Origin of the sequence: Nocardioides lentus (assembly GCF_039529515.1) — a bacterium.
Taxonomy (GTDB): domain Bacteria; phylum Actinomycetota; class Actinomycetes; order Propionibacteriales; family Nocardioidaceae; genus Nocardioides; species Nocardioides lentus.
The window spans coordinates 393,807-418,265 of sequence record NZ_BAAAMY010000002.1 but is presented as its reverse complement, the minus strand read 5'-3'; the positions used below and the strand labels follow the sequence as shown (position 1 = coordinate 418,265).

Below are 24,459 nucleotides of genomic sequence, written 5' to 3'. Positions count from 1 at the left end.
ACCGATGCGGTGCCAGGCCCACTCTCTGGATCCAGACTGTCTCACGCGCGTCCGTACGACTCCATCCACCTTCGAGGACCCCACCACTCCATGACGAGCACCCTCTCCACCTCTCCCGACCTCTACGGGCACGACGACGCCCCCCAGGTCGCGATCAACGACATCGGCTCGGAAGAAGACTTCCTGGCAGCCATCGACCTGACGATCAAGTACTTCAACGACGGCGACATCGTCGAGGGCACCATCGTCAAGGTCGACCGCGACGAGGTCCTGCTGGACATCGGCTACAAGACCGAGGGCGTCATCCCCTCCCGCGAGCTGTCGATCAAGCACGACGTCGACCCGAGCGAGGTCGTCGCCGTCGGCGACGCCGTCGAGGCGCTCGTCCTCCAGAAGGAGGACAAGGAGGGTCGTCTGATCCTGTCCAAGAAGCGCGCGCAGTACGAGCGCGCCTGGGGCACGATCGAGCAGGTCAAGGAGGAGGACGGCGTCGTCGAGGGCACCGTCATCGAGGTCGTCAAGGGCGGCCTGATCCTCGACATCGGCCTGCGCGGGTTCCTGCCCGCCTCGCTCGTCGAGATGCGTCGCGTCCGCGACCTGCAGCCCTACGTGGGCCAGCAGCTCGAGGCGAAGATCATCGAGCTCGACAAGAACCGCAACAACGTCGTGCTGTCGCGGCGCGCCTGGCTCGAGCAGACCCAGTCCGAGGTGCGGCAGAGCTTCCTCACCCAGCTCCAGCGCGGTCAGATCCGCAAGGGCGTCGTCTCCTCGATCGTCAACTTCGGTGCGTTCGTGGACCTCGGCGGCGTCGACGGCCTGGTGCACGTCTCCGAGCTGTCGTGGAAGCACATCGACCACCCCTCCGAGGTCGTCACCGTGGGCGACGAGGTCACCGTCGAGGTCCTCGACGTCGACATGGACCGCGAGCGCGTCTCGCTGTCGCTCAAGGCGACGCAGGAGGACCCCTGGCAGCACTTCGCCCGCACCCACCAGATCGGCCAGATCGTGCCGGGCAAGGTCACCAAGCTGGTGCCGTTCGGCTCGTTCGTCCGCGTCGAGGAGGGCATCGAGGGCCTGGTCCACATCTCCGAGCTGGCCGAGCGCCACGTGGAGATCCCGGAGCAGATCGTCACCGTCAACGACGACGTCATGGTCAAGATCATCGACATCGACCTCGAGCGTCGTCGGATCTCGCTGTCGCTGAAGCAGGCCAACGAGACCGCGGCCGCGACGGACGCCGAGGAGTTCGACCCGACGCTGTACGGCATGACCGCGTCGTACGACGACCAGGGCAACTACATCTACCCCGAGGGCTTCGACCCGGAGACCGGCGAGTGGCTCGAGGGCTACGACGAGCAGCGCGCCGCCTGGGAGGAGCAGTACGCCAAGGCGCACGCCCGCTGGGAGGCCCACGTCAAGCAGCAGGCCGAGGCCAAGGCGGCCGACGCCGAGGCCGGCGAGGCCACCTCGTACTCCTCGGGCGGCGACTCCGTCCCCGCGGGTCGCTCCGGCGCCTCCGAGGAGACCTCGGGCGGCTCGCTCGCCTCCGACGAGGCGCTGCAGGCGCTCCGCGAGAAGCTGACCGGCGGCGGGAACTGACGCTCACCCCGGGTCGCTGACCCTCTCGCACCACGCACGACGGCCCCACCGCTCCTCGGAGCGGTGGGGCCGTCGGCGTTCCGCGACGCTCAGGCCGCGCGGTGGCGGTCGGGGGCGAAGCCGTCGTCGTGGTGGCTGGCCGGCGGCCGGTACGACGGGCGGTGTCGGGCCGGGTCGTCGGTGAGCACGAGGTGGACGACGCGGGCGAGGACGACGAGGGACACGAGGCCGAGCAGGACGAGGATCATGGCAGCAATGCTGCGCCCGTCGACATCGTGCCGACAGTGGCAGGAAAGACAACCCTCGTCGACATCCGGCCATCCGCCGTGGCAGGATCCGCGGGTGCTCACCGACGTCGTCGCCCTGGTCCACGACGAGGTCGAGCCGTTCGACCTCGGCGTCGTCTTCGAGCTCTTCGGGGTCGACCGGACCGACGACGGCGTCCCGGCCGTCGACTTCGCCGTGTGCGCCCCTCAGGTCGGTCCGCTGCCGACCCCGGGCGGGTTCGACGTCGTGGTGCGCCACGACCTGCGGCGCGCCGCGAGCGCGGACCTGGTCGTGGTCCCCGCGGGCGCGCCGAGCCGAGCCGCCACGCCGGCGGTCGCCGCGGCCCTGCGCGACGCCGTCGCCCGGGGCGCCCGGGTGATGTCGGTCTGCACCGGCGCCTTCACCCTGGCCGACGCCGGGCTGCTCGACGGACGGGCCGCCACCACGCACTGGCGCCACTGCGCGGAGCTCGCGAGCCGGTTCCCGGGTGTCGAGGTGCGACCGGACGTCCTCTACGTCGAGGACGGCCCGGTCGTCACCAGCGCGGGCACGGCCGCCGGGATCGACGCCGGGCTGCAGGTCTGGCGGCGCGAGCACGGGTCGGCGGTGGCCGCCAGGGTCGCACGACGGATGGTCGTGCCGCCGCAGCGCGACGGAGGACAGGCCCAGTTCATCGCCCGTCAGGTGCCCGAGTGCGAGGCCGAGACCCTCGCCCCCGTGCTGCTGTGGGCCGTGGAGCACCTCGAGGAGGACCTCGACGTGCCCACGCTGGCGTCGCGGGCGGCGATGTCGCCCCGCACCTTCGCCCGTCGCTTCCGCGACGAGACCGGCACCACCCCGGCCGCCTGGGTGGTCCGCCAGCGCGTCCACGCCGCCGAGGAGCTGCTCGAGCAGACCGACCTCACCGTCGAGCAGGTCGCCCACCGGGTCGGCTTCGGCAACGCCGCCACCCTGCGCCACCACTTCGTCCGGGTCCGCGGGATCGCGCCGCTGGCCTACCGCCGCCGCTTCGGCGCGGCCTGAGGGACCCCCGTACGGTGGGGCCCGTGCGAGTGGGACTGACGGGCGGCGTGGCCTCGGGCAAGAGCACGGTGGCGGCGATCCTGACCGACCTCGGGGCCGTGGTCGTGGACGCCGACGTCCTGGCGCGCGAGGTCGTCGCCCGCGGCACGGAGGGGTTGGCGGCGGTCGTGGACGCCCTCGGTGCCGAGGTCCTCACCGACGACGGCGACCTCGACCGGCCCGCCGTCGGCCGCCTGGTGTTCGGCGACCCGGAACGGCGTCGCGCCCTGGAGGCGGTCGTGCACCCGCGGGTGCGGGCGCGCGCGGCCGAGCTCGAGTCCGCGGCCCCCGAGGGGGTGCTCGTCGTGCACGACATCCCGCTGCTCGTGGAGACCGGTCAGGCGCGGGAGTTCGACGCCGTGCTCGTCGTGGACGTACCCGTGGAGGTGCAGCTCGCGCGGATGACGACGGACCGGGGGATGGACCCGGCGGACGCGCGCGCCCGCGTCGAGGCGCAGGCGACGCGTGAGCAGCGCCTGGACGCCGCCACCCACGTCATCGACAACGACGGCACGCGCGAGCAGCTGCGCGACGCCGTCGCGGCCGTCCACCGCGAGCTGACCGCGCGGCTCGGGGGCGTGCGCCCGTGAGGCGCCGGCTCCGGCGGGCGGCGCTCGCCACCGCGGGCTGCACGCTCCTGGCCGCGTGCTCGACCGGCGACGGGGGTGCGGACGACGACACCGGCACCGGCACGGGCTCCGCCCCCGTCGCCGGGGCTCCCGCCGGGACCGCGACCGCCCCACCGGGTCCGTCGGCGGACACGGAGACCTCGTGGGGTCCCACCGTCGGCGAGCTCGACACCGCCGCGGCGCTGGTCGCCGGGCTCGGCGACGCCGAGCTGGCGGGCCAGGTCATCGTCGGCCGGTACGCCGGCACCGACCCCGCGGTCGCCGCGGACCTGGTCGCGGACCTCCACCTGGCGGGGGTCAGCGTCACCGGCGACAACGTGCTCGACGCCGACCAGGTGCGCGCGACCACGCAGGCCGTCGCGCAGGCGGCGGGGGACCGGGGCTACCCGCCCGTCGTCGGCATCGACCAGGAGGGCGGGCTGGTCTCGCACCTCGGTGACGTCGGCACGACCTTCCCCGCCTTCTCGGTCGCGGGCGACGCGGTCGCCGCCGACGGCGACGACGGCACCCGGGGCCGGCGCGCCGTCCGGTCGGCGGCCCGCGCCACCGGGCTCGAGCTGCGCGACCTCGGCTTCACGTGGGTCTTCGCGCCGGTCGCCGACGTGACCATCGGCGACGCCGACCCGACCATCGGCACCCGGTCACCGTCACAGGACCCGACGGTGGCGGGGGTCGCGGTGGCCACCGCCGTGACGGGCTACCGGGCGGCCGCGGTCGTCTCGACGACCAAGCACTTCCCGGGCCACGGGGCCGTGACCGCCGACAGCCACGAGGTGCTGCCGACGCTCGACGCCGACCTCGACGCCCTTGCCGAGCGCGAGCTCCCGCCCTTCGCGCGGGCGGTCGCCCAGGGGGCGCCCTCGGTGATGATGGGCCACCTCGACGTGCCCGCGCTCGATCCCGGCGTGCCCGCCAGCCTCTCGCCCGCGGCGTACGAGCTGCTCCGCGAGGAGCTGGGCTTCGAGGGCGTCGCGATCACCGACTCGCTCGGCATGGGCGCCGTCGCGGGACGCGAGCGACCGGCCGTCCAGGCGCTCGCCGCCGGCGCGGACCTCCTGCTGATGCCTGTCGACACCCGCCTCGCCCACCGGGTGGTGACCGAGGCCCTCGCGAGCGGCGAGCTCGACCGCGAGCGTGTCGAGGAGGCCGCGACCCGGGTCGTGGCGCTGCAGCTGTGGCAGCAGCGCTGGTCGGCCGACCGACCGGTCCCGGCCGACGCCACCCCACGCGCGACGAGGGCGGCCTCGACACTGGTCGAGGCCGCCCTGCGCTGAGCGTCACCGGGTCCGGCGACGCCGGGTCCGGCGGTGCGGTCAGGCCGCCAGGTCGGGGTCGGCGAAGGTGCGCAGCTTCTGCAGCGCCTCCCGCTCGAGCTGGCGGACCCGCTCGGCGGAGATGCCGTGCTTGGTGCCGATGTCGGCCAGCTTGTGCTGGCGGCCGTCGGTCAGGCCGTAGCGCGAGCGGATGATGTCCGCGGCGCGGTCGTCGAGCAGGCCCACCAGGTCGTTGAGCCGGTCGCGCGACTCGGTGTCCAGGACCGTGAGGTCGGGGCCCGGGGCGGTCTCCTGCGCCATCAGGTCGCCGAGCGAGGTGTCGCCGTCCTCGTCGACCGGGGTGTCGAGGCTGACGTGCTCGCGGCCCCACGAAAGGAGGTCGAGCACCCGCTCGACGTCCATGCCGAGCTCGCCGGCGATCTCGACCGGCTCCGGCTCACGGCCGAGCTGGCGCTCGAGGGTGCGGCGCGCGCCGCCGACCTGGTTGAGCTCCTCGACGACGTGGACCGGCAGCCGGACGACGCGGGCCTGCTGGGCGATGCCGCGCGTGATGGCCTGACGCACCCACCAAGTGGCGTAGGTCGAGAACTTGTACCCCTTGGCGTAGTCGAACTTCTCGACCGCGCGGATCAGGCCGGTGTTGCCCTCCTGGATCAGGTCCAGCATCGGCATCTGCGAGCGCCCGTACTTGCGGGCGATCGACACGACCAGGCGCAGGTTGGCGTTGATGAAGGTCTGGACGGCGCGCTGCCCCTCGGCGGCGATCCACTCCAGCTCCTCCTGCGAGGCACGCATCGGGGCGCCGCCCTTGCGGCGGCCCACACGGCCCTCCTTGAGGAGGTGCTCGGCCATGAGGCCGGCCTCGATGGTCTTCGAGAGCTCGACCTCGGTGACGGCGTCGAGCAGCGGCGTCCGCGCGATCTCGTCGAGGTAGAGGCCGACGCTGTCGCGTCCCTCGATCTCGCGGTTCGCGCTGGGCCGGGTTGCGGTCCGTGTTGCCATGCGACGCCTCCTCCTGGTGGCCGGGTCGTACGCTCGTGGGTCGCGTCGTCCTCGGCGTTCGTCACAACGGGTTCGTCACCGGGGGCATTCCCGGATGTCGTGTCCGTGCCTGTCACCTCATCCGACGACCGGGCGGGCTGCGGAGTTGCCCGATCGACGTAATCTCAGCGACTTCTCAGCCCCGGTACCCGGCGCGTGTGCGGAACGAACCATCTCGGCGGCGGTCGCCCGGCCCGGCCCGGGGGTCAGCCCGCGAGCCCCAGGCGGTCGAGGATCCACGCCAGCGAGAACGCCCGGTCGTGCCAGGCCCGGTAGCGGCCCGAGACGCCGCCGTGGCCGGCCGACATCTCCGTGCGCAGGAGGAACTCACGACGGCCGGTGGCGACCGCCCGCAGCCGGGCGACCCACTTGGCGGGCTCGACGTACAGCACGCGGGTGTCGTTGAGCGACGTCTCGGCCAGGATCGGCGGGTAGTCGACGGCCGCGACGTTGTCGTAGGGCGCGTACGCCGCGATCCGGTCGTAGACCTCGGGCGTCGCGGCCGGGTCGCCCCACTCGTCGTACTCGGTGACGGTCAGCGGCAGCGTCGCGTCGAGCATCGAGGTGAGCGGGTCGACGAACGGGACCTGCGCGACGATCCCGCCGAACTGCTCGGGGGCCTGGTTGGCGACCGCGCCCATCAGCAGGCCGCCGGCGCTGCCGCCCTCGGCGACGGTGAGCGCCGGGGTGGTCCACCCGGTCTCCGCGAGGTGGCGCGCGCAGGCGACGAAGTCGTCGAAGCTGTGCTGCTTGTGCTCGAGCTTGCCGTCGTCGTACCAGCGCCGTCCCATCTCGCCGCCGCCCCGCACGTGGGCGATCGCGAAGGCGCCGCCGCGGTCGAGCAGCGAGAGCCGGGAGATGGAGAAGGTCGGGTCCATCGAGATCTCGTAGGCGCCGTAGCCGTAGAGCAGCAGCGGCAGCGGCTCGGAGGGGACCTCGCCGTCCGCACCGAGCCGGTCGGCCCGGCAGACCAGCGAGATCGGCACGCGCTCGCCGTCGGGGGCGGTGGCCCACAGCCGCCGCTCGGCGTAGTCGTCGGGGTCGTGGCCGCCGAGCACGGGCATCCGCTTGAGCAGGCGCAGCTCGTCGGCGCGGACGTCGTAGTCGTAGACCGACGTCGGCACGGCGAGGGACAGCACCCCGACGCGGACCGTGGGCTGGTGCCAGTCGGGGTTGGACCCCGACCCGACGGTGCGGATCTCGCGCTCGAAGTCGACCAGGTGGTCGCGGGCGACCCCGGCGGGCAGGCCGGGGCCCGTGTCGCCCAGCTCGAGGACCCGCAGCTGGGTGTCGCCACCGCTGCGCTGGTGCACCACCAGGTGGCCGGCGAAGGCGTCCACGTCCTCCAGTCGCACGGCGGGGTCGTGGGGCAGCAGGGCGCGCCACTGCTCGGGCGCGGTCGGCTCCGGCGGCGCCACCCCGAGCTCGTGGTCGGGGCCCGTGGCGTCGTGGAGGACGAGCAGCACGTCGGCGCCGTCGAGGACGGCGTGCTCGAGCGAGTACTCCAGGCCCTCGCGGCGCTCGGCGAAGACGCGGAAGCCCAGCTCGGGCCGCTCGGCGTCCCAGAACCGCCACTCGGAGGTCGTCTTCGAGCCGGTCGCGATCATGAGGAAGCGGTCGCTGCGGGTGCGCCCGATCCCGGTCCAGAAGCGTCCGTCGGTCTCGTGGTGGACGAGCTCGTCGTCGGACTGGTCGGTGCCGAGACGGTGGCGCCACACCTTGTCGGGGCGCCAGGTGTCGTCGACGGTCGAGTAGTAGACCGCCTCGCCCGAGGGCTCCCAGGTGACACCGCCGAGGACGCCGGTCAGCTCCTCGGCGGGCGCGGTGGCGGCGTCGGTGCCGGCCGGGGGGACCAGCGCCCGGAAGCGGACGGTGTAGCGCTCGTCGCCGACGGTGTCGACGGCGTAGGCGAGCAGCCGCTCGTCGGGGCTGGTGGCCGAGCCGCCGAGGGAGAAGAAGTCGTGGCCCTCGGCGAGCGCGTCGAGGTCGAGCACGACCTCCTCGCCGGGCAGGGCGGGCTGGTCGGGGTCGGTGTCCTCGCCGTCGGAGCCGGCCGGGCGGGGCGGGGTCCAGTCGTCGGGGTCGGCGACGGGCACGCGGCAGCTGGCGCCGTACTCGCGGCCCGCGAAGGAGCGCCCGTAGTACCAGTGGCCGCCGCGGCGCGTCGGGACCGACAGGTCGGTCTCCAGGGTGCGGGTGCGGATCTCTTCGAAGAGGGTCGCGCGGAGGTCGGCGAGGTGGGCGGTCGCGGCCTCGGTGTGGGCGTTCTCCGCCTCCAGGTGGGCGACGACCTCCGGGTCCTCCTTCTCGCGCAGCCAGTCGTAGTCGTCGACGCGGACCCGGCCGTGGTGGGTCGTCTCGACGGGGCGTCGTTCAGCGACGGGAGGGGTCATGCTCCGCGACGGTAGCGGGCGCCGGCGACACCGCCTCGACTCGGTGGAGGGCGGGGTCGTCGACGGCGAAGGAGCGCACCGGACCGGGCGGGGTGTCGGCGGTCTCGAAGCGGACGGTCACCACCGAGCGGCCCGAGCCCCACACCCAGCCGCGCCCGTGGACGTCGTGCACGACGTCGGTCCCCGGCGGCCAGCCGACCGGGGCACCGCGGGGCGGGGGGAGCTCGACCGGGGGCTCGGCGGCCGTCGCGGTGCCGTCGGCTCCCGGGGCGCCCGACAGGTCCGCCCCGGCGGCGGCGAACAGGTCCTCCTGCACCCAGTCCGCGAGACCCGAGACGCCCACCCCGAGCAGCCGGACGCCGGTGGACGTGTCGAGGTCGGCCAGCAGCCCGCGGGCGACGCGCGCGAGCGTGGCCGGGTCGTCGGTGGGGGAGGGCAGCGTCGCGGAGCGGGAGAGCGTCGTGAAGTCGGCGAGGCGGACCTTGATGCTCACGGTGCGACCCGACAGCCCGTGGTCGCGCAGCCGTGTCGCGACGCCCCCGGCCTGGCGCGTGAGCAGGCCCTCCATGAGCCGGCGGTCGACCAGGTCGGTCTCGTAGGTGTCCTCGACGCTGACGGACTTCGCGTCCCGCTCCGCGACCACCGGTCGGTCGTCGTCGGCGCGGGCGAGCCGGAACAGGCCGGCGCCGTGCGCCTGGCCGAGCTCGCGGACCAGCTCGTCGGCGCCGAGGCCCTCGAGGTCGGCGACCGTGTGGACCCCGAGCCGGCGCAGCCGCTCCACGGTGGCGGGGCCGACCCCCGGGATCACCGACACGTGGCGCGGCCGGAGCAGGTCGCGCTCCGTGCCCGGATCCACCACGACCAGCCCGTCGGGCTTGTCGAGCTCGCTGGCGACCTTGGCGAGGAACTTGCTGCTCGCGATCCCCACGGACGCGGTGACCCCGCCCGTGGCCTCCCGGACCCGCGCGCGGAGGTCCTCGCCGAGGGCGCGCACGGTCGCCGGCCCGAGGTCGGGCAGGGGCACGGTGGCGGCGGCGAGGTCGACGAACGCCTCGTCGAGCGAGAGGGGCTCCACCAGGGGGGAGACCTCGCGCAGGATCGCCATGACGACGGCGGAGGTGCGGCGGTACTCCTCGAAGCGGCCCCGCAGGTACGCCGCGTGCGGGCACCGCGACCGCGCCTCGCGGGTCGACATGGCCGAGCGCACGCCGTACACGCGGGCCTCGTAGGAGGCGGTGGCGACCACGCCGCGGCCGCCGGTGCCGCCGACCACGACGGGGCGCCCGCGCAGCGAGGGCTTGTCGCGCTGCTCGACGGCCGCGAAGAACGCGTCGAGGTCGAGGTGGAGCACGCTGGCGTGGGCACGCACGGGCGCAACGTACCCGCGGGCCGGATCCGGTCCACAGGGCCCGGCGGTGGCCTCGCCGTGCACAGGGCGCGGGTCCCGAGGTGAGTGGCCCGCCGGTGCCGGGGAGACCGGGGCCATGACCTCCACACCCGCGACCCCCGATCCCCGCCCCACCCGCCTGGTGGCGCGCAGCCGCGACGACCTCGTGGCCATGGTCCCCGTCGTGCTGGGCTTCGTGCCCTCCGAGTCGGTGACCCTCCTGACTTTCGACGCCGCCCGGGTCTTCCACGCCCGGGTGGACCTGCCGCACGACGCCGCCGACGACCTCCTGCTCGTCGAGGCGTTCCTCGAGCCCGCCCGGCGCCACCGCGTGCGGACGGCGGCGGTGGTGGTCCACACCCCGCGCCCGGCGCGGTTCGAGCAGGTGGCGCGACCGCTCCTGCGCGCACTCCTCTCGGCGGGCGTGCGCGTCGTCGACGTGCTGCGCGCCGACCTCGGCGCGGTGTGGTGCCTGGACTGCGACGAGGCGCCCCGCCCCGGGGCGCCGTGCGCCGGCCACCCCTGCGCGGTGGGCTCGCACCGGTTCGCCGCGCAGGCGGTCCTCGACGGCCGGGTGGTGCACTCCTCCCGCGAGGAGCTGGCCGCGACCCTGGTCCCCGACGCGGCGACGCTCGCGCGCCGGCCCGGCGTCCGCGAGGCCGCGCTCGCGCACGACCACCGGCTCGCGGCCGCCGGGTCGCTGGCCCGGGAGGCGACCTGGCTGCGGCGCACCCTGCGGCGTCACCTCCTGGATGACACGCGGCTCGACGACCTCCGGCTGGGCCGCCTGCTCGCCGACCTCGGGGTCGTGGCCCTCCGCGACCGCGCCTGGGAGCGGATGGACCGGGCGTCGGCGACCCGAGAGGTCGAGCTGTGGCGCGACGTCGTGCGTCGGGCCCCGACCGAGCTCTGCGGCCCGCCGGCCGGCGTGCTGGCGTACGCCGCCTGGCTGCGGGGCGACGGGGCGCTCGCGTGGTGCGCGGTCGAGCGGGGCCTGGAGAGCGGCCAGGACGTCGACCTGGTCGGCTTCGTCTCCGAGCTGCTGGTGCGCGCGGAGCCGCCGGACGGCCACCGGGTGCCCCCGTCCACCGCTCCCACCCCGGCTCCCACCCCGGCACCCTCCACGGTGGCGGGCCCCGGTGACGGGCCGTTGCTGGCATAGTCCGCGGCATGGGTGAAGAGGTCGCGGCGCAGGAGTTCTCCCGGGCCGACCGGACCCGCCACCGCGAGAAGGTGCGGCGCTGCCTCGACGTGTTCGCGCGGATGCTGCGCGAGTCGGCGTTCGACACCGACGACCCGCAGACCGGCCTCGAGGTCGAGCTCAACCTCATCGACTCCGCCGGCGACCCCGCGCTGAAGAACGGGGAGGTGCTCGAGAACCTCGCCGACCCCGACTTCCAGACCGAGCTCGGGCAGTACAACATCGAGGTCAACCTGGCCCCCACGGCGCTGCGCGACGGGGGTCTGGGGTCCTTCGAGACGAGCCTGCGCGAGGACCTCAACGCCGCGGAGACCAAGGCCGCCGAGGTCGGCGCCCACCTCGTCATGATCGGGGTGCTGCCCACGCTCGGCGAGGGTCACATGACGCCGTCGACGCTGAGCCCCAACCCGCGCTACCGGCTGCTGTCGGAGCAGATCCTCGCGGCCCGCGGCGAGGACATCCTCATCGACATCGCCGGCCCCCGGGAGCGGCTCAGCGCCACGGCGGACTCGATCGTGCCCGAGGCGGCGTGCACGAGCATGCAGCTGCACGTGCAGACCTCGCCCGACCAGTTCGCCGACTACTGGAACGCCTCCCAGGCGATCGCGGGGGTGCAGCTCGCGATCAGTGCCAACTCGCCGTACCTGCTCGGCAAGGAGCTCTGGCGCGAGACCCGCATCCCGCTGTTCGAGCAGGCCACCGACACCCGCAGCGAGGAGCTGAAGGTGCAGGGCGTGCGGCCGCGGGTCTGGTTCGGCGAGCGGTGGATCACCTCGGTCTTCGACCTCTTCGAGGAGAACGTCCGCTACTTCCCGGCCCTGCTGCCGATCACCGAGGAGGAGGACCCCCTCGACGTGCTCGAGTCCGGCGGCACCCCCGACCTCGCGGAGCTCCGGCTGCACAACGGCACGGTCTACCGGTGGAACCGCCCGATCTACGACGTCGCGGAGGGTCGGCCCCACCTCCGCGTGGAGAACCGTCTGCTCGCGGCCGGTCCGACCGTCGTCGACATGATCGCCAACGCGGCGTTCTACTTCGGGCTGGTGCGCTCCCTGGCCGAGGCCGAGCGGCCGCTGTGGTCGCAGATGTCCTTCAGCGCCGCGGAGGAGAACTTCCACGTCGCCGCCGAGCAGGGCATCGAGGCGCGCCTGTACTGGCCCGGCGTCGGCCAGGTGTCCGCGACCGAGCTCGTGCTGCGCCGGCTCCTGCCGCTCGCCGCCCGCGGCCTCGACGAGTGGGGCGTCGACCCCGCCGAGCGGGACCGCCTCCTCGGCGTCGTGGAGCAGCGCTGCCTGGCCCAGACCAACGGCGCGGACTGGTTCGTCACCCGCGTCGACGCCCGCGAGGCCCGCGGCGAGGACCGACGGACCGCCCTGCGTCGCACCCTCCTGGACTACCGCGAGCGCATGCACACCAACGAGCCCGTCCACCTCTGGGACTGAGCCTCCCGCTCACCGGTCAGCGTCGGCGGAGCCGCTTCCAGCGGCGCCCCACGCCGGTCCGGGGGTCGTACCAGCCCCCGTGGGTGACCACCGCCAGCTGGAGCCTCAGCCCCACCTCCTCGTGCGCCGCACGGGCGGCGGAGAGCCAGCGCGCGTCCTCGTCGTGGCGCTCGAACGGTCCCGACCGGGCCAGCCAGACGAACGGCGGCGCCCCGGCCTCGCCGGCGCCCTCCTCCGCGTCGGCCGGCTCGGGCACCGTCCGGCGCCAGTGGTCCAGCAGAGCGGTGACGACGTCGCAGCACAGGGCGTGGTCCATCGGCGAGTCCCGCGGCCCGACGGAGGGCACCGCGAACGACGCCCAGTCGCGTCGGGGATCGCCGAGGTGGACCGTGGGGGTGAACACGCGACGGCGCTCGGCGTACCTCAGGTGCAGCACGGCCTGCCGCCACGCGGACGCGACGACCGGGTCGACCGGGCCGTCGACGGCGACCTCGGGCGGTTGCTCGACCGGGGGGCCGACCGGGGGAGTCGTGGTGGGAGGTGGCACCCCACGAGGGTCGCCGACGCGACGCGCGGGTGCAGCCGGTCCTCCACAGCCTCCCCAAGGTCGGCCTCGTCCGTTACGGTGCCCATGACCGGCGGTGCTCCTCAGCCCCGCCGACCTGCGAGGAGGAGGAACGATGAGCACCGTGGTCGTCGGGTACGTGCCCAAGCCCGAGGGTGAGGCTGCACTGCGCAAGGCGATCGAGGAGGCGCAGCTCCGTGGAGCGCGCCTGGTGGTCGTCAACTCGCACCGCGGGGGGAGCGACTTCGACGGCGAGGCCGCCGACGCCGCCCACGCCTCGATCGGCGCGGCACGCGAGGTGCTCGACGCCTCCGGCCTGGAGTACGACGTGCGGCAGCTGATCCGCGGCTTCGAGCCCGCCGAGGACCTCATCAGCATCGCCGAGGCCAACAAGGCCGAGCTGCTCGTGATCGGGCTGCGCCGCCGCTCGCCCGTCGGCAAGCTGATCCTCGGCAGCAACGCCCAGCGCGTCCTCCTCGACGCCCACTGCCCGGTCCTCGCCGTCAAGCCCTGACCGAGGCCCGACCGGCCCGGGCCCGGCATCGTGGGTCCATGGCCATCCACATCACCGGCGACGACGCCGCCGACCAGGTGCTGCAGGACTCCGCCTTCGCGTTGCTGGCGGGCATGATGCTCGACCAGCAGTTCCCCATGGAGGCCGCCTTCGCCGGCCCGGCGAAGGTCGCCGAGCGTCTGGGGACCATCGACCCGGGGGCCGTGGCCGCCGCGGACCCCGAGGAGTTCAAGGCGCTCTGCGCGACCCCGCCGGCCGTGCACCGGTTCCCGGGGTCGATGGCGGCCCGGCTGCAGGAGCTGGCGCGCATCGTCGAGGAGACCTACGACGGGGACGCCTCGCGGATCTGGACCGGCGCGGTCGACGCGAAGGACCTGATGAAGCGACTCACCGCCCTTCCCGGCTTCGGCCAGCAGAAGGCCAAGATCTTCGTGGCGCTGCTCGCGAAGCAGCTCGACGTCCGTCCGGACGGCTGGGAGCGGGCTGCGGGCGACTACGCGCTGGACGGCTACCGCTCCGTCGCGGACGTCGTGGACGGGGACAGCCTGCAGCGCGTGCGCAGCTTCAAGAAGGAGCAGAAGGCGGCCGCGAGGGCCGCGACGAACCCGGCGACTTGATCGACCCGTTCAGGATGGTCTCAGGTTGGTCTCAGCCCTGCCTCAGGTGGGGGATTCCAGCGCTTCCGTGTCACAATCGTCGCTGCGGCTCTTGACGCCTCCCGGGGTCGCCGCGCCCCGAACCCATCACGAGAGGTATGTGTGTCCTCGACCGCTCGCACCCAGCTCCCCGACCAGGTGCTCCAGCACCCGGCCCTCGTCGCGCTCATCGAGAGCGGGTCGGATACCGGCGTGATCAGTCCGCAGGACCTCCGTGAGGCCAGCGAGCAGGCGGAGGTCGAGCCCCGCCACCTCAAGGCCCTGCTGGCCCACCTCTCGGGCGCGGGCATCTCCGTCGAGATCGGCGTCCAGTCGTCGCTGCGCGCCGTCGCCGCCACGGCGGCCCGCCGTGGTGCGACCGCGACCGCGAAGGCGCCGACCGGCGAGGCCGCGAAGGCCCCGGCGAAGAAGGCCGCCGCCAAGAAGGCCCCGGCGAAGAAGGTCGCCGCCAAGAAGGCCCCGGCCAAGAAGGCCGCCGCAGCCCCGGTCACCGTCGACGAGGCCGCCGCGCCTGTCGTCGAGCCGGTCGCCGAGATCGGCCCCGACGGCAAGAAGGTCCTGCCCGACATCCCGGACGCCAAGTTCGAGGCCGACGTCAAGGCGGACCCGACCATCAAGGAGGACGAGCAGAAGGCGTTCGTCGTCTCCGCCGCCGACGACACCGACGAGCCCGAGCAGCAGGTCATGGTCGCCGGCGCGACCGCGGACCCGGTCAAGGACTACCTCAAGCAGATCGGCAAGGTCCCGCTGCTCAACGCGGAGATGGAGGTCGAGCTCGCCAAGCGGATCGAGGCCGGCCTCTTCAGCGAGGAGAAGCTCGCCAAGGGCGGCAAGATCAGCGCGAAGACCCTCGAGGAGCTCGAGTGGATCTGCGAGGACGGGCGCCGCGCCAAGAACCACCTGCTCGAGGCCAACCTCCGTCTCGTCGTCTCGCTGGCCAAGCGCTACACCGGTCGCGGCATGCTCTTCCTGGACCTGATCCAGGAGGGCAACCTGGGCCTGATCCGCGCGGTCGAGAAGTTCGACTACACCAAGGGCTACAAGTTCTCGACCTACGCGACCTGGTGGATCCGTCAGGCCATCACCCGCGCCATGGCCGACCAGGCCCGCACCATCCGGATCCCGGTCCACATGGTGGAGGTCATCAACAAGCTGGCCCGCGTGCAGCGCCAGATGCTCCAGGACCTGGGCCGCGAGCCCACCCCGGAGGAGCTCGCCAAGGAGCTCGACATGACGCCCGAGAAGGTCGTCGAGGTCCAGAAGTACGGTCGCGAGCCCATCTCGCTGCACACCCCGCTGGGCGAGGACGGCGACTCCGAGTTCGGTGACCTGATCGAGGACTCCGAGGCCATCGTCCCCGCCGACGCCGTGTCGTTCACGCTGCTCCAGGAGCAGCTGCACGCGGTCCTGGACACGCTCTCCGAGCGCGAGGCGGGCGTGGTGTCGATGCGCTTCGGCCTGACCGACGGCCAGCCCAAGACGCTCGACGAGATCGGCAAGGTCTACGGCGTCACGCGCGAGCGGATCCGTCAGATCGAGTCGAAGACGATGTCCAAGCTGCGCCACCCGAGCCGCTCCCAGGTGCTGCGCGACTACCTGGACTGACGCGTCTCCCGCCTTGCCTGCGTTTTTGCAGGTGAGGCGGGGGATCGCCGTGGATCTGATCCACACCATAGACGCGCACAGCGCTTGTAGTCCAGATATTCATCTAGACTGGGTCTTGTGACGAAGCCCGAGCCACCACCACGCTGGCGCGTTCTGGTGCCACGATTGGTCGCGCCGCTGCTGCTCGTGCTCGGCGTATGGAACTACCTCCAGGGTGAGGTGCGTGACCTCCAACTGCTGCGGATCATCGGCGCGGCCATCACCCTTCTGAGCCTCGTCGTCGCCATCGTGGCCGTCGACATGTGGCGTCGGGAGCGTCAGAGCCGGTGACGTCTCTGGGGATCGCAGACGCCGAGCAGCTCGCCGTCTCCTGGCAGCTCGCGCTGCGCGCCGAGCGCAAGTCAGTGCAGACCCAGAAGAACTACGGCGACGGCCTGCGGTTCTACCTCGCGTGGTGCGAGGAGACCGGCGCCGAGCCGCTCGTGCGCAGCAGCCTGAACGGCTGGACCGCCCATCTGCTCGACGCCGGCGCCGCAGCCGCGACGGCCCGCGCCCGCCAGCTCGCCGTCCGCCGGTTCTCGGCCTGGCTCGCCGAGGAAGGCGAGATCCCCGCCGACCCGTTCCTCGGAGTGAAGTCACCCAAGCTCGACGAACGCGTCATCGAACCGCTCACCGACGACCAGCTCCGGGCGCTCATCAAGTCCTGCGCGGTCCCGAAGGGCGCGGAGCCGAAGATCGCGATGCGCCACCGCCGCGACGAGGCGATCATCCGATTCATGCTCGAGACGGGGACCCGGGCCGGCGAAGTCGTCGCCCTCGAGGTGGCCGACGTCGACCTTGCCAACGGCCAGGCGATCGTCAGGCGAGGCAAGGGCGGCAAGGGCCGCGTGGTTCCGTTCGGACCCGACGCCACCCTCGCCCTCGACCGCTATCTGCGTCTGCGCAGAGTCCACCGTCTCGCCGAGTCTCCGGCACTCTGGTTGGGGGACCGGGGCAAGCGGTTCTCCTACGACGCCCTTCACAAGTCGCTTGAGCAGCGCGCGCTGGCGGCCGGCGTCGAAGGCTTCCACCCCCACCGCCTGCGCCACACTGCAGCCCACCGCTGGCTCGCCGCCGGAGGCTCAGAGTCCGGGCTGATGGCCGTCGCCGGCTGGACCCGGCCCGACATGCTCATGCGCTACACGAAGGCACAGGCATCGGCCCGCGCCGCCGAGGAAGCCCGCAAGCTGAACCTGGGGGACTTGTGACTCAGGATCGCCGACTTCGGATTCGCCCCCTGGCTCGCCTTTGGGACCCACCCCCGAACCACATGGGGAACTATCGGGAGACCGCGCGTCGAGCTCTCGAGGTACTGGCGAACGATCCTGAGGGTCGCGCCATCAGTGCGGCCAACTTGGCGATGTTTGAGGCTGCGGAGGCTTTGCTTGAAGGGCGGTCCCCCCGTGAGGTGCGGAAGAGAGCGAGTCTGCTCGTTCGCTGCCAGGACTGCGGTGGGCGCGTCATCGCATGGGTGGTCTGGCTTCAGGGGCGCCCGTTGTTCTTGGGGGAAGACTCCGAGCCGAGCTACGCGGTGGTCTCTCTGCTTGACGACGACAACTTTGCTTGGCCTCGCTACTCATGCAGGCGCCGGTCGTTTCAGATGGGTGTCGAGGTCCACATGAGCGCGATCCCAGCTCCCGGGGCGCCGTCTGTGGAGTGTCGTGTCAGGCACGAGATGGAGCACTGTGCGATAGTCAAGTAGCACAGCGCAACTGAATCGCCCGAGCCATCTTGGCCGTACCACCGGACTGGCACCCGGAAGTGACATCCCTGGAGGGGTGACTTCCGCATGTCGTCTGAGAAGCAACTTGCTGCACGGATCGCAGCTCACTCGTCGTGGGCCGCGACGGCTGATCGCGCGGCCCGCACAGCTCCCGCACGTGCCGCGCTCGACCAGAAGTTCATTGACGCCGCTGGTGGCGATCTTGTCCGTGCCGCCCACCTGCGTAAGGCGCACTTCGCTCGTCTCGCTCTGAAGTCCGCTCAGGCGCGCCGCAGGGCTCGTGAGCTGACGGCCGAGGCTGATGCCGCCGAGGTTGAGCTCGAGCAGGGCGGCGGTGATCGCGTTGCGTCCTGAACAAACAGAACGCCCCGGCCGGCGAACCGAGGCGTCCCAAATGTCGTTGCGTGGCGACATCCCGACTGTAACCGCTGAGACCGGCGTCGTCCGGTGTTCTAGGTGCGGAGCGTCGTTGACGGCCGCCCGGTCGATCGAGCGTGAGCTCGGGCCGGTCTGCGTGCACCTCGTCACCGAGGCGGTGGCCTCGTGAGGCGCCGGACGCTCGAGGTCGAGTTCGACGGTGTCGGGTCGCTGATGCGTGGCCACGGATCGCGCGAGCTGATCGCCGAGGTCGTGGGCCGACCGCCCGTGTGGCGCACGCTGGCGCACGGCTGGTCGGTCCAGGAGCACACCGCCCGCGACGTCGTGGCGCTCGCCGAGGAGCGCGGCTACGACATTGTCGTCCTGGGTCCGCTGGCCACTCGACAGAAGCGCGAGCAGATGCCGGCTCCCACCGAAGTCACATCAGGCGGTGCAACTTCGTATGACCTCCCATCGGCGTCCGAGTCGGAGGGCCTGTGGTGACCGCGGTGCAGGAGGCGCCCGTTACACCCGCGGGTGTAACGGAGGGGCCAGACGCGGCCGAGGTCGACGCCTACGTCGCTCACTTCCAGGCGCGGGTGGTCCAGGACGCGATGCGCGAGGCCACGGCGAGCTACTGGCGCCGGCGCGCTCAGACGTTCCGTGACGCCCGCGCACGGCCCGGCGACTTCCTCGGCGACTCCACCATCGAGCAGCGTCGGGCTCGGTGGTGCCGGTTGACGGAGATCGCGAAGGCGTGTGAGGCCAGGGCTCAGGTGGCGCTGATCCGTGACGAGGTGCGCCCATGAGCGCCCCGGATCGCCGGCCGCGGTTCCGCGCCGCCGTCTACTCGGAGCGAGAGGGGATGACCAACGGCTGTCGGGTGCTGCTGCTGCGGATGGCCGACAGCATGAACGCGCGCGGCGTCGTGTCGGTGCCAAGGACTCGACTCGCGCAGGAGTTCGGTGTTGACCCGTCGCGGATAACCGAGCGAATCAAACTGGCACGAGAGCTCGGGTTCCTCGACATCGTGCGGCGAGGAAGGCCCGGCGTCACCGCGGTGATCCCACGAACCAGGACTTCTCCTCGTGGCTTCGGGTCCAGGCCGGCGACTTCGACGAGTGGGCCGCCGGGCTGTCGAAGACCGAGGGGTTCCGCGAGTTCGTCGCCTACTTGCAGCAGAACGGTCCCGAGGTGGCTGAGGCCGCCTCCGCAATCGGTGGGGCGCTGGTCGACATCGCCACCGCCGCCGCACCCCTGGGTGGTCCGGCGCTGGACGCGCTCGAGGCGGTCGCCAAGGCCGTCTCCGCGATCGCCGACTCCCCGGTGGGGACGCCGCTGATCCAGGCCGCGGCCGGGATGATCCTGTTCAACAAGGCCGTCGCCGCCGGTGCCGGTGCTGCGGGGTTCTTCGCGAAGACCCGCGGCAACGCCGCCGCGATGAACTCGACCATCGCCGGCTCCGCGGGCGGGGTCGGGCGTCTCGCGGGCAGCCTTGCTGCCGCTGGTGCTGCGGCCACAATCCTCGGCAACGGGCTGGCCGAGGCGACCGGCGCGAAGATCGACCTCGGCAACCTGACCCGCGACCTCGACGCGTTGACCAAGGGCGCGGACCCCAAGCTGCTCGACCAGGTCCGGCAACTCGCTCGAGTACATGGCCGGGTGGCAGAACAAGGCCGCCGAGCCCATCCGCGAGGTGTTCAGTGCGTTCGGGCTGTTCGGGAACACGCCGATGGACAACGCCGTCGACAACATCGATGCCGTCGACCAGGCGCTGGCGCAGATGGTCGAGTCCGGGAACGCGGACAAGGCCGAGAAGGCCATGCAGCGCATCCTGGAGGCCGCCACCGGAGCCCCCGAGGGCGCCTCCATCGCCCCGTGGGCGCGCGAGGAGGTCATGGCGAACTTCGGGGCGTATCAGACCGCTCTGGACAACGCCGCCGGTGGGAACGGCAGGTACGCCGACTCCGTCAATGAGGCCGGTGACGCTGCCTCGGGTGCGGGGCAGAGCATCGGTGAGATGACCCGGGCGCTGTGGAGGCAGAAGGAAGCGGCCCTGGGTGCGTTCGACGCTCAGACGGCCTGGGGTCAGTCGCTGGCGGATGCTGAGGAGGCGGCGGCGAAGGGTGCGCGGGGGATCAGCTCGCACACTGAGGCCGGCCGCGAGAACCGCACCCTGCTGTCGGGCATGGCGTCGTCGTGGAACGGCATGAGCAACGCGGTCAAGCAGAACACCGACCGCTACTACTCCGCTCGTGACGCCTTCGTGCGCGTCGCCACGCAGATGACGGGCAACGAGCAGGCCGCCAAGCGCCTCGCCCGCCGCTACCTCGACATGCCCAAGAAGGTCGTCTCCCGCCTCGCGCTCGAGGGTGAGCGGCAGACCCGACAGGGCCTCGACAACACCACCCGCCGTGTCGAGCAGCTCAACCGCCAGCGCGCCCGTCCCCGGGTAGAGCCGCAGACCCGCCGTGGTGACCAGATGCTGTCCCGGTTCGACTCACGGATGCGGGAGATCGGCGGACGACGCCCTACCCCGGTGGTGGGCGCGAACTCACGGCCCGGCATGTCGACGTTGCAGGGCATGGACAACCGCCTGCGTCAGCTCGACCGCACCAAGACCAACCCCGGGGTCGGCGCCGACATCGGTGAGGCCATGCGCAAGACCGGTCAGGCCCGCGACGAGCTCAACCGCTTCGGCAGCCTGCGACCCTCACCCGCCGTTGGGATCAACGACAACGCATCCGGGCCCCTGTCGGGCATCCGGGCCATGATGGCCTCGATCCAGTCCAAGACCGTCACCGTCACCGTGCAGACCCGCAACGTCCGAGCGAACGCCGCCGGTGGGCTCTACGCCTCCGAGGCCGCTGGGGTCATGCCACGGACCGCCCAGGCCATCGCCAACGACCGGATCCTGAACGGCGACTACGCCAACGCCCACCGACCCCAGATGGCGTCCGGCGGGGTGACCCGCGTCTGGGGTGAGCCCGAGACGAAGGGTGAGTCGTACATCCCTCACGCGAACGACTGGCGCCGTCCTGGCGCACGCAGCATCGCTGAACAGACGGTGCGCATCCTCGGTGGTCGGAAGGTCGAGTGGTACGCCCAGGGCGGGATGCAGGCTGCCGAGCGCAGAGGGGTTCAGGCCGCGATCGACCTCGACCCCATGGCGCGTCAGCGTGAGTTGTGGGCCCGCGAACGGGATGCCATCCAGGCGGCAATGCGCTCCGGCGGAGGGGGCGGTTACAGCGGCCCGACCACGGTTCGCTTTGAAGGCCCGCTGCGGGTGAAGGGGACCCTGCGCTCCAACCTCGGACCCGTCGAGATCGAAGGCATCGCCGAGGCCGCTGCGCAGCAGGTCGTCGACGACAACCGACTCGCCGACCACGACTTCAACGCCGTCCACGGCCGCGGCTGAGCGCATGCCTACCATGGAGACAGGCCGTCCCGCTGGAACCCCATGTCGAGCGGGGCGGCCCTCGTCGCACCCAAACCCGTGGCTCGGGACGACCGATGCGTGAACCTGCCGGGCCGTCCTCTCCCGCATGGTCGGTTGAAGCCCTTACCCTGACCGGCGTGGACACGAACCGGGCGATGTACACGCATCCGAGGCTGGCTGAGCTTGCCGGCGTCAGTGTGCGGCGCCTCTCGTACTGGGAATCGCAGGGCCTTCTTCGGCCCACCTCCGCAATGGAGATGCGGGGTCGGAACGTCCGTCTGTACGACTTCCACGGTGCGCTGACGGCGCTGATCCTGGCGGCTCTGCGAGAAAAGGTGAGCCTGCAACACATTCGTCAGGTGGTGCGACACCTGCGCGAGCGCGACTTCGACGTCCCATCCGTGCGGTTTGCTCTGGTCGGACCAAGGGTGTTCTTTCAGACGCCCGAGGGTGAATGGGAGGACGTGCGCGACCCCATGCAGATCGTGATCAGCGAAACGCTCGATCTGCGCCCGCTGCGGGCGACGCTTGCTCGTGGGGTTGAGCGAACTGCGGATCAGCATGGCCAGGTAGAGAAGCTGCGCGGGGCTCGGGGGTCACGCCCACTTGTCTCAGGCACCCGGGTGCCTGTCGCAGCCGTCGAGCGCTACCTGCGGCGCGGCATCGGCACGGACCGAATCCTTGAGGCTTACCCGTCGCTCACAACGGAAGACATTGAGGCGGTTCGAGCGGTGTCGGCGTGAGGTTCGTCCTCGATGAGGACGTGGACGCGTCAGTGGTCCGAGTGCTTTTCGATGCCGGGCATGATGGCTGGACCATTCAGAACGCGGGGTTGGGTGCCGTGCCCGACGAGGTGGTCGCTGTCTACGGCCACGAGCAAGACGCTGTAGTAGTCACGCACGATGAGGAGTTCTCCCGCTGGCGCAAGAAGAACTGCGTCGGCAAGCACTTGTTCCTCCGGTGCGAGGAACCAGACGCGGCTGAACTGATCGAGAAGAACCTGGCAGACATTGTGCCGGTGATGGAGAGGTACACAGACCTCTACGCTCAACTCTCGCAGTCAACCCTAACTTTCACCTGGCAGTGGGACTGATGGCTTGAGGTCCATCGGCCCGCGCCGCGAACGCCCGCGCCGCCACGATCACCTCAGCGTGCTCCCGCCTAACCCAGTACTGACTCCCGTGGAACGTCGCCGGCATCCGCTCCTCGCGGATCATCCATTGCACCCACTTCACGGTCAGTCCGGCCATCGCGGCAACCGTGGCGGTGTCCAGCCAGATGTGGTCGTAGTCGGGCGGGTTGCCGTGCTGCTGGCGTCGGCGTTCCCGCTCGGCGCGCTGGGTCTCGCGCTGGACGAGCCAGGCGCGAGCTTGGTGGAGCGAGTCGACGTGGATCGAGGCGTGGGCCTTCACTCGTCGAGACCCGTCGGCCGGCGGGGGAGTCTGCTCGAGGACGCCGCGGCGCAGCAGAGTGCGGATGGTGGCCTCACCCACGCCGCCTCGCGGTAGGTGATGCAGTTCAACTGGCACTCCTATCGTGGAACGGCCGCGGCGCTCCTCGCTAGTTGGAGCCTCGTAGAGTGCGCGAATGCGACGCATTGAACTAGAGATTCTTGCGCTGCGCGCGGTGGAAGACATGCGTGCTGGCCGCCAGCGGGAGGACGACCGCGTCGAGGTCAAGTCGCGCTGGCCGGAGCCAAAGGCGGCTCGGCAGATGGCAGGCGCGGCCAATGCGCTGCGAGGCGAGCCCCTCGTCTACATCATTGGCTGCGACGAGGCGGGTGCTATTACTGACGGCAGCGGACACGATCCCGAATCGTGGTATCGCGAAATATGTCGTGAGTTCAACTCGCCGCCGCCACGACTCCTATTTCACGTGACTGTCGCGGTAACTGATACCCCGGGTGACAGTGTGACTGCTCTGGCGTTTGACACTAACGAGTTCCCCTACGTCATGACGGTAAAGAGTGCGCCTGACCGTCGCGAGGTGCCTTTGCGTACCGCGACTGGAACGAAGAGTTCCGACCGCCAGGATCTGTTGCGCATCCTGGCTCCGACGCTGACATCACCTCCGTGCGAAATATCGGATGCTGAGGTGAGCGCATCTATTTCCGCCCTCGGGGGGGAACCGGGTGCTGGGGATCTGAGTTCGGAGGTGCCCCCGCGTACCGTTCTGAGCATCTCTGCCCGCCTGAAGATTCTCATCAACTTCGTCGGTGACGGTGCTGTTAGCGCGCCGATCCGATCAATCCGTGTGCGGGTCCGGACGGTCGACGGTGAGACGTGGGACCTTGAGCCATACGTCATGTCCAGCGCAGGTCGTCGCGGTGACTCACCAGCACCACCGCCTCCTCGATTTGGCGTGCACGTGTCCGGGGGCTTCGTCATTGCCACCGGCGTGGGCGAGTTCAGTTTGCAGGCGTCGGGTGCCACGAGCGCGCCGCCAGCAACAGAGGAGACGCTGGAAGCGCACCGAGCGCTGCTCCTTGCTGCGGACAGCCTCATCGTCGACGTAAGACTTTTTTTCGCCTCCGGCGATCGGCCAACCGTCCTGCACTCAAAGTTGTTGTATGTGGAGAGCCGACCCTTGGTCGGGATCGATCGGATGCGCAGGGTTTGGGCGACGGAGGCACCAGCTATCGAGTGGTGATGCGGTCACCCGGCGCTGGCCACGCCTCGAACGGGACCAGCACCTCAGTTCGCTCCCACCAGACGCGCATCCCGCCACCCGGGTAGGCGACCGCGACGAGGCCCCGCCAGTGGGGCTCGGCTGCGCGGGAGTGCGCCGGCCCGTCGTTCTCGATGCGCCGCAGCTCGAGGAACAGCGCGATCAGGGGCGGCTTACGGCTGTTGGTGGACTCGTCGACGAGCCAGACGTATCTGGGGAGACTGTCGGCTTCGGGACATGAGGGGGAAGTGGCGGGCGCAAGCAACTGTGGAGAGTCCGAGGCGGCCACCGCCAAAGCGTAGGGGGCACGTTCGTCTACCCTCATCCGCACCATGCTCGAACTCTCGCCAGGCGACCTTCTGGTTGCGCGACTCTGGCGTTGGGACGCGGAACGACTGGCTAGGGACGCGAAGGCCGACAGGGCTGAGCAGGTGGCCGAGGGGGAGTCCGATCCCGACTACTCCGTCTCGACGTTCGCCGTGCAGGCGGATGCGGGGGAGTCAGTGGAGGCCACCAAGTCACGGTTGATCGAGTACGCGACCGCGACGCGGTCGGCGAAGTGGATCACCTACACCACGAAGTCGCGGCTCGAGGAGGCG

The 24,459-nt window shown here is 71.6% G+C and carries 26 protein-coding genes and 1 pseudogene; 20 read left to right on the top strand and 7 right to left on the bottom strand.

Annotated features, from left to right (window positions below):
• Nucleotides 1-90: 90 nt before the first annotated feature.
• The gene (gene rpsA / locus ABD158_RS05590) at nt 91-1,599 is read left to right on the top strand and encodes a 30S ribosomal protein S1 (protein WP_344004861.1); all 1,509 of its coding nucleotides are present in this window, start codon (nt 91-93) and stop codon (nt 1,597-1,599) included.
• 89 nt (nt 1,600-1,688) lie between these two features.
• Here the strand turns inward: rpsA and ABD158_RS05585 are convergent, their stop codons facing one another.
• On the bottom strand, nt 1,689-1,847 hold the full coding sequence (locus ABD158_RS05585) for a hypothetical protein (RefSeq protein WP_344004859.1): 159 nt from the start codon (nt 1,845-1,847) through the stop codon (nt 1,689-1,691).
• 94 nt (nt 1,848-1,941) lie between these two features.
• Between ABD158_RS05585 and ABD158_RS05580 the strand changes: the two genes are divergently transcribed.
• The 3 genes from ABD158_RS05580 to ABD158_RS05570 are packed head-to-tail and all read left to right on the top strand — an operon-like array spanning nt 1,942 to nt 4,831.
• The gene (locus tag ABD158_RS05580) at nt 1,942-2,889 is read left to right on the top strand and encodes a helix-turn-helix domain-containing protein (protein WP_344004857.1); all 948 of its coding nucleotides are present in this window, start codon (nt 1,942-1,944) and stop codon (nt 2,887-2,889) included.
• 23 nt (nt 2,890-2,912) lie between these two features.
• Entirely contained in the window at nt 2,913-3,518 is a 606-nt protein-coding gene (gene coaE / locus ABD158_RS05575; RefSeq protein ID WP_344004854.1) for a dephospho-CoA kinase, read from the top strand.
• Nucleotides 3,515-4,831 (top strand): glycoside hydrolase family 3 N-terminal domain-containing protein, encoded by a 1,317-nt coding sequence (locus ABD158_RS05570; protein ID WP_344004851.1) that lies wholly within the window; start codon nt 3,515-3,517, stop codon nt 4,829-4,831. Before coaE ends, ABD158_RS05570 begins: the two co-directional genes overlap by 4 nt.
• A gap of 39 nt (nt 4,832-4,870) precedes the next feature.
• On the opposite strand, the gene ABD158_RS05565 is transcribed toward ABD158_RS05570, so the two are convergent.
• The 3 genes from ABD158_RS05565 to ABD158_RS05555 form a co-directional block, all read right to left on the bottom strand.
• Nucleotides 4,871-5,833, bottom strand: coding sequence for a sigma-70 family RNA polymerase sigma factor (locus ABD158_RS05565; RefSeq protein ID WP_344004848.1), 963 nt, complete (start codon nt 5,831-5,833; stop codon nt 4,871-4,873).
• Nucleotides 5,834-6,078: 245 nt separating this feature from the next.
• Complete coding sequence (locus ABD158_RS05560; RefSeq protein ID WP_344004845.1) at nt 6,079-8,265, bottom strand: S9 family peptidase; 2,187 nt, start codon at nt 8,263-8,265, stop codon at nt 6,079-6,081.
• The gene (locus ABD158_RS05555) at nt 8,246-9,634 is read right to left on the bottom strand and encodes a DNA polymerase IV (protein ID WP_344004842.1); all 1,389 of its coding nucleotides are present in this window, start codon (nt 9,632-9,634) and stop codon (nt 8,246-8,248) included. The genes ABD158_RS05560 and ABD158_RS05555 overlap by 20 nt, the downstream gene beginning before the upstream one ends.
• 115 nt (nt 9,635-9,749) lie before the next feature.
• On the opposite strand from ABD158_RS05555, the gene ABD158_RS05550 reads away from it, so the two are divergent.
• On the top strand, nt 9,750-10,814 hold the full coding sequence (locus ABD158_RS05550) for a DUF4192 domain-containing protein (protein ID WP_344004839.1): 1,065 nt from the start codon (nt 9,750-9,752) through the stop codon (nt 10,812-10,814).
• Nucleotides 10,815-10,822: 8 nt separating this feature from the next.
• A complete protein-coding gene (locus ABD158_RS05545; protein ID WP_344004836.1) occupies nt 10,823-12,295 on the top strand; it encodes a glutamate-cysteine ligase family protein in 1,473 nt (490 codons plus the stop codon).
• Nucleotides 12,296-12,311: 16 nt separating this feature from the next.
• On the opposite strand, the gene ABD158_RS05540 is transcribed toward ABD158_RS05545, so the two are convergent.
• Nucleotides 12,312-12,842: a hypothetical protein gene (locus ABD158_RS05540; protein ID WP_344004833.1), complete on the bottom strand. Its 531-nt coding sequence runs from the start codon at nt 12,840-12,842 to the stop codon at nt 12,312-12,314.
• A gap of 133 nt (nt 12,843-12,975) precedes the next feature.
• Between ABD158_RS05540 and ABD158_RS05535 the strand changes: the two genes are divergently transcribed.
• The 9 genes and pseudogenes from ABD158_RS05535 to ABD158_RS05500 all read left to right on the top strand — a co-directional run bounded on the left by ABD158_RS05535 (nt 12,976) and on the right by ABD158_RS05500 (nt 18,563).
• Nucleotides 12,976-13,374: a universal stress protein gene (locus tag ABD158_RS05535; RefSeq protein ID WP_344004831.1), complete on the top strand. Its 399-nt coding sequence runs from the start codon at nt 12,976-12,978 to the stop codon at nt 13,372-13,374.
• 38 nt (nt 13,375-13,412) lie between these two features.
• Nucleotides 13,413-13,991 (top strand): HhH-GPD-type base excision DNA repair protein, encoded by a 579-nt coding sequence (locus ABD158_RS05530; protein WP_344004828.1) that lies wholly within the window; start codon nt 13,413-13,415, stop codon nt 13,989-13,991.
• 253 nt (nt 13,992-14,244) lie between these two features.
• Nucleotides 14,245-15,635 (top strand): annotated as a pseudogene (locus ABD158_RS05525) (RNA polymerase sigma factor).
• Between the two features lie 117 nt (nt 15,636-15,752).
• Nucleotides 15,753-15,965: a hypothetical protein gene (locus tag ABD158_RS05520; RefSeq protein ID WP_344004822.1), complete on the top strand. Its 213-nt coding sequence runs from the start codon at nt 15,753-15,755 to the stop codon at nt 15,963-15,965.
• Nucleotides 15,962-16,882 (top strand): tyrosine-type recombinase/integrase, encoded by a 921-nt coding sequence (locus ABD158_RS05515; protein ID WP_344004818.1) that lies wholly within the window; start codon nt 15,962-15,964, stop codon nt 16,880-16,882. The genes ABD158_RS05520 and ABD158_RS05515 overlap by 4 nt, the downstream gene beginning before the upstream one ends.
• A gap of 581 nt (nt 16,883-17,463) precedes the next feature.
• Nucleotides 17,464-17,751: a hypothetical protein gene (locus ABD158_RS05510; RefSeq protein WP_344004815.1), complete on the top strand. Its 288-nt coding sequence runs from the start codon at nt 17,464-17,466 to the stop codon at nt 17,749-17,751.
• Nucleotides 17,699-17,944: a DUF6011 domain-containing protein gene (locus ABD158_RS19260; RefSeq protein WP_425573147.1), complete on the top strand. Its 246-nt coding sequence runs from the start codon at nt 17,699-17,701 to the stop codon at nt 17,942-17,944. Before ABD158_RS05510 ends, ABD158_RS19260 begins: the two co-directional genes overlap by 53 nt.
• Nucleotides 17,941-18,258, top strand: coding sequence for a hypothetical protein (locus ABD158_RS05505; protein ID WP_344004813.1), 318 nt, complete (start codon nt 17,941-17,943; stop codon nt 18,256-18,258). The genes ABD158_RS19260 and ABD158_RS05505 overlap by 4 nt, the downstream gene beginning before the upstream one ends.
• Complete coding sequence (locus ABD158_RS05500) at nt 18,255-18,563, top strand: hypothetical protein (protein WP_344004811.1); 309 nt, start codon at nt 18,255-18,257, stop codon at nt 18,561-18,563. The genes ABD158_RS05505 and ABD158_RS05500 overlap by 4 nt, the downstream gene beginning before the upstream one ends.
• A gap of 37 nt (nt 18,564-18,600) precedes the next feature.
• Here ABD158_RS05500 and ABD158_RS05495 read toward each other — a convergent pair whose 3' ends face one another.
• On the bottom strand, nt 18,601-19,410 hold the full coding sequence (locus tag ABD158_RS05495) for a hypothetical protein (protein WP_344004808.1): 810 nt from the start codon (nt 19,408-19,410) through the stop codon (nt 18,601-18,603).
• Between ABD158_RS05495 and ABD158_RS05490 the strand changes: the two genes are divergently transcribed.
• From ABD158_RS05490 to ABD158_RS05480, 3 genes are all read left to right on the top strand, one after another.
• Nucleotides 19,409-21,172, top strand: coding sequence for a hypothetical protein (locus tag ABD158_RS05490; protein ID WP_344004806.1), 1,764 nt, complete (start codon nt 19,409-19,411; stop codon nt 21,170-21,172). The two genes, ABD158_RS05495 and ABD158_RS05490, sit on opposite strands and share 2 nt — an antisense overlap.
• Before the next feature lie 158 nt (nt 21,173-21,330).
• Nucleotides 21,331-21,936 (top strand): DUF433 domain-containing protein, encoded by a 606-nt coding sequence (locus ABD158_RS05485; protein ID WP_344004803.1) that lies wholly within the window; start codon nt 21,331-21,333, stop codon nt 21,934-21,936.
• Nucleotides 21,933-22,286, top strand: a complete 354-nt coding sequence (locus ABD158_RS05480; protein ID WP_344004800.1) for a DUF5615 family PIN-like protein — start codon at nt 21,933-21,935, stop codon at nt 22,284-22,286. The genes ABD158_RS05485 and ABD158_RS05480 overlap by 4 nt, the downstream gene beginning before the upstream one ends.
• Here the strand turns inward: ABD158_RS05480 and ABD158_RS05475 are convergent.
• Nucleotides 22,267-22,686, bottom strand: a complete 420-nt coding sequence (locus ABD158_RS05475) for a hypothetical protein (RefSeq protein WP_344004797.1) — start codon at nt 22,684-22,686, stop codon at nt 22,267-22,269. The genes ABD158_RS05480 and ABD158_RS05475 overlap by 20 nt on opposite strands.
• A gap of 94 nt (nt 22,687-22,780) precedes the next feature.
• Between ABD158_RS05475 and ABD158_RS05470 the strand changes: the two genes are divergently transcribed.
• Entirely contained in the window at nt 22,781-23,842 is a 1,062-nt protein-coding gene (locus ABD158_RS05470; RefSeq protein ID WP_344004794.1) for a hypothetical protein, read from the top strand.
• Nucleotides 23,843-24,192: 350 nt separating this feature from the next.
• Nucleotides 24,193-24,459, top strand: a 267-nt coding sequence (locus ABD158_RS05465) for a hypothetical protein (RefSeq protein WP_344004792.1), incomplete at its 3' end; no start/stop codon positions are given.